This is a genomic window from Marinobacter sp. L-46, assembly GCF_056859535.1.
The window spans coordinates 1-4608 of the sequence record NZ_JBSXOP010000058.1 but is presented as its reverse complement, the minus strand read 5'-3'; the positions used below and the strand labels follow the sequence as shown (position 1 = coordinate 4608).

Genomic DNA, 4608 nt, shown 5'->3' with positions numbered 1-4608 from the left:
CAACAACACCGCCACGAAACTGGACGAGACCGAGTCCCTGTTCCTGGTCGATTTCATCAGCCGCTACGCACTGACCGCCAGTGCCGATGTCTTCCTGAAAGTGGACAACCTGTTCGATGAACAGCAAATTGTCTCACGTTTACCCGATGGCGCCATGGCGAACCTGCCGCGCACCGCTTCACTGGGGTTAAGCGTTAATTTCTGACGAATGACCGGGTTGGCCTGGTTTCCGGGCGAACCCGCTGTGAATGGCCCACTGATGAGACCCGGCCCGTTGGCCGGGTCTTTTTTTATGCCGGGCAGGGGAAGCAATTCCCATACTCCGGCCCGAGAGTAAGGTAGACTGCGGACACAAAGTTCCGACCACATCGCCCAAAGGAGTCCCTTCGATGCGCCGCCCGTCACCGGTATACCTGCTGATCATACTGGCCGCTTCCCTGCTGTTCAGTGCCTGCTCTCGTCAGGACATCTACCAGACCGCGATTGATTTTGAACGATCATCGGCGGGTCTGGAGGCGGCGAGCGTGGCAGTGGGCAACCTTGACATCGCCTATCTCAGGAACCAGGAAGTGAGCGCAGGCGACGCCATCGTCATGATCCATGGCTTCGGGGCCAACAAGGACAACTGGACCCGTCTGGCCGGCCACCTGACCGACGACTTCAATGTCTATGCGATCGATCTGCCGGGGCATGGTGACAGCAGCAAGCCCCTCGACATCGGCTACCGCCTGGAAGATCAGGCCGGTTATGTCGCACGCATCCTCGACGCGCTGTCGGTTGATGAGGCACACGTCATGGGTAACTCCATGGGCGGGGCGATTACCGCGCTTTACGCCGCCAATCATCCGGACAAGGTGCAATCAGCGGTACTGTTCAGTCCCGCCGGCATCCTGGAATACGAGAGCGAACTGGTGGATCTGGTTAAGGCCGGTGACAACCCCCTGATTCCGAAACAGCCCGGTGACTTTGAACGCCTGATGGACTTCGCACTGGAGAAAAAACCGTTTGTGCCCTGGCCCATTATGGGCGTGCTGGAGGAGCGCGCCATCGCCAACCGGGAGGTCAACGAGGTCATCTTTGCCGCTATTCGCGATACCGGCTTCGAACCGGAATTTCGCAATGCCATCACCAACATTCAGGCACCGGTTCTGGTGGTCTGGGGCAAGCTGGACCGGGTGATCGACTACCGCAATGCGGATGTCTTCGTTGAAGCCATCCCCGATGCCCGCAAGGCCATTCTGGATGACATCGGGCACGCACCAATGGTCGAGGCCCCGGAGCAATCCGCAGAGCTGTTTCGTGAGTTCCTCGCGGAATCACAGCCCTGAAACCATCCGCTACTACAGCTGAACGCAAAAAACAGGTAGGCTTCAGGGCGTTGTAATCATCTGTCAGAAGATTCGCCATGCCTGAAGCCATCTGGATCAGTTTCGCCTTTGTTACCGGCCTGCTTGTTAAAGGCATCGGCCTGCCGCCACTCGTCGGTTACCTGGCCGCGGGCTTTGTGCTCAGCGGCCTGGCCGCCAACACCGAAATTACCGCAGAGCCCACCGATGTGCTGGCTCACATCGCCCACCTGGGCGTTCTTCTGCTGCTGTTTACCGTTGGCCTGAAACTCAAGCTGCGCTCCATCATCAGCCCGGAAGTGATCGGCGGCAGCCTGCTGCACTTTGCCATCACCTGCGTAGTGTTTGCCCCCGGCCTGTACCTGCTGTTCGACCTGGACTGGACCACCGCCCTGATGCTGGCGATTGCCCTGTCCTTCTCCAGCACCGTGCTGGCGGCCAAGGTACTGGAAAGCAAGCGGGAACTGCGGGCCTTCCACGGCAGGGTAGCCATCGGCATATTGATCATGCAGGACCTGATCGCCCTGGTGGTGATGAGCCTGGCTGCCGGCAAAACCCCTTCCGAGTGGGCGCTGATTGTCTTTGGCCTCCCCCTGCTGCGGCCCCTGCTTTACCGGCTGATGGATGCCAGCGGCCATGATGAGCTGCTGGTGTTGCTGGGCTTGTTGCTGGCACTGGTGGTTGGCGGCCTGGGCTTCGAGGCGGTAGGCCTGAGTTCGGAACTGGGGGCGCTGGTGTTCGGTGCCATGCTGGCCAACCATCCCCGTTCCCAGGAGCTGGCCAAGTCCCTGTGGAGCGTGAAGGAAATCTTCCTGGTGGGTTTCTTCCTGCAGATCGGCATTGGTGGCCTGCCGGACCAGCAGGCCCTGATCTTTGCCGTAGTAGCTGCCCTGTTGCTGCCGCTCAAGGGCATACTGTTCTATTTCCTGCTGCTGGGCTTCCGCCTGCGCGCCCGCAGCAGTTTCCTGACCTCCCTGTCGCTGACCAACTACAGTGAGTTCGGCCTGATCGTGGCCAGTGTGGCACTGCCGGAATGGCTGGTACCACTGGCCATTACCGTATCGCTGTCGTTCGTCATATCCGCTCCGCTCAACCGTTTTGCCCACGGGTTGTTCGAGCGGATCGGCCACTACCTTGCCCGGTTCGAAAGCCGCAAACGCCATCCGGATGAACAACCCATCTCCCTGGGCGACACCCGGATTCTGGTGATGGGTATGGGGCGCACCGGCACCGCCGCCTATGACTGGCTGAAAACCCGGGAGGACCGCATCATGGGCCTGGATTCAGACCCCGCCAAATCGGAGAAACATCAGGAGGAAGGCCGCAACGTGGTGTTTGCCGATGCGGAGGACACCACCTTCTGGGAAGGCCTGCACATGCCCTCGCTGGAGTCGGTGGTGCTGGCCATGAGTGACATCGAGGGCAAACTGATTGCCGCCCGCATGCTGCGTAAGCTCGGGTTCACCGGTTACATTGTTGCCCACACGATGTACGCGGACGAGGCAGAGAAGATACGCGAAGCCGGGGCGGACGATGCCTACCTCACCATGAGCGAGACCGGCGTAGCCCTCGCCAGCCACCTCATGGACAAATCAGGGCTTCAGACCGCGCAGGTGCGGAACCCGGTATAAACATCATTGCGGGCCGGCAGGTAGGCCTGCCGGTAGGTGCCACGGATAAGGATGGATGAGGTGGCGCAGCCGCCCCCTTTGGTCACCTTGTGGGTCGCGAACTGCAGGGTGGACATGAACGGGTACATGTCCACCTTGAAGCCGTCGTAGGGCAGAAACTCGTTGCTGGTCCATTCCCACACGGTGCCGATCATCTGCCGGCAGCCAAACGGGCTGTCTCCGGCGGGGTAGTCGGACACCGGGTTGCGGGCCATGGTGCGGGCATCCATATCGGCCCGTGAAGCATCCGGAGCCTCGTTGCCCCAGGGATACCGGCGGAAGGATTCGCCGGGTTTGTTGCCCAGTGCCGCGACTTCCCATTCATTCTCGGTCGGTAAGCGTCGGCCGGCCCACTTGCAGAACGCCTCCGCCTCCCAATACGTCACATGAGTGACCGGCGCATCCGGCTCCAGCGGCAGCCACTGGTCAAACACCCGCTCCTGCCAGTGCCCCTCATGCCAGCGCCAATACAGCGGATGCCGTGGCACCGCCATCCGGGGCTCCGCAACCCCGTGCACCAGCGCCACATCCACTTCAGTCTCCAGCCACTTCCGGCCCCCGAACGACCAAAGCTCAGGGCGCTTATAGCCATCGTCCTCAACAAACGCCTGAAACTCCCGGTTACTCACCAGGGTACGACTGATCGCAAACGCCGGCAGCTCCACCTCAAAACGTGGTTTTTCGGTATCAAACGCAAAGTCCTCGGTCGCATACTGTTCAGACTCACCCGGCATCCCGATCACCCAACGCCCGGCCGGAATCTGCGCATCACCGCTCACCGGCTCGCCCGGAGCCGGCCGGTCGCCCTTGCAATCCACCGGCGCCGGATAACCCTCCGTCTGCCGACACCAGATCAGCGACTCGATATGCATGTTCTGGTGGTAAATAGCGTATCGGTAGAGATACAGCTCTTTATCGGTCAGCTCCCGACCCTTGATGCGTTCGGCAACCCGGTCGTAGATGGTGTTGAAATACTTGAGAGTGTCTTCCCGGCCCGGAAACAGATCCCGACTCCAACGATCTTTGTGATCGACATGGAAAGAGTCCCACAGGTCATCCATGGAAGGATCATAGCTGGGCGTACCGTCCAGCAGGTTAAAGACAAAGACCTCGTAGAAGAACGCTGAGTGGCCCATTTCCCAGAGCGGTGGATTCACGCCCGGGTGATACGGAACATCCAGTTTCTCTTCGGGCAAAGTAACAATCAGCTGTTCTGTCCGGCTGCGAGCCAGCTCAAGTTCAGCCAGAAGCTGAGATTTCATGTCGTCAACCACCATTAGTGCCACGCTCTCTAGTGTTATTCCCAAGGTAGGGGAAGACGTGTCGGGAAGGCGTGTCCAAAAATGTGCGGAGCCATGGATGGCGGAGCAGAAGCGCCACAGGGATGTGCCGCAAGGAGCGGTTTTTGGACACGCCTTCCCGACGCGGCTTCATACTCCAGTGAAGAGTACCATCGAGTAGGAGGGGGAGTTGCCTCCCCCGTCCTCTCACACCACCGGGCATACGGTTCCGTACCACGGCGGTTCATGATTGACTCTGAAACCGTGTCATCGTATCCAGCAAGCTTACCAGAGACAGGCGGTCGAAGACCT

Annotated in this window: 4 protein-coding genes; 3 read left to right on the top strand and 1 reads right to left on the bottom strand. The window is 60.0% G+C overall.

All coding sequences use genetic code 11. From position 1 onward, the window contains the following. From AC13DJ_RS08850 to AC13DJ_RS08840, 3 genes are all read left to right on the top strand, one after another. On the top strand, positions 1-205 hold a 205-nt coding region (locus AC13DJ_RS08850), incomplete at its 5' end, for a hypothetical protein (RefSeq protein ID WP_482932808.1). 184 nt (positions 206-389) lie between these two features. Beyond that, entirely contained in the window at positions 390-1328 is a 939-nt protein-coding gene (locus tag AC13DJ_RS08845; protein ID WP_289101598.1) for an alpha/beta fold hydrolase, read from the top strand. Positions 1329-1405: 77 nt separating this feature from the next. Further along, positions 1406-2977, top strand: a complete 1572-nt coding sequence (locus tag AC13DJ_RS08840) for a cation:proton antiporter family protein (protein ID WP_289101597.1) — start codon at positions 1406-1408, stop codon at positions 2975-2977. Here AC13DJ_RS08840 and senA read toward each other — a convergent pair. Beyond that, a complete protein-coding gene (senA, locus tag AC13DJ_RS08835; RefSeq protein ID WP_473801937.1) occupies positions 2947-4278 on the bottom strand; it encodes a selenoneine synthase SenA in 1332 nt (443 codons plus the stop codon). The genes AC13DJ_RS08840 and senA overlap by 31 nt on opposite strands. Positions 4279-4608: the final 330 nt, after the last annotated feature.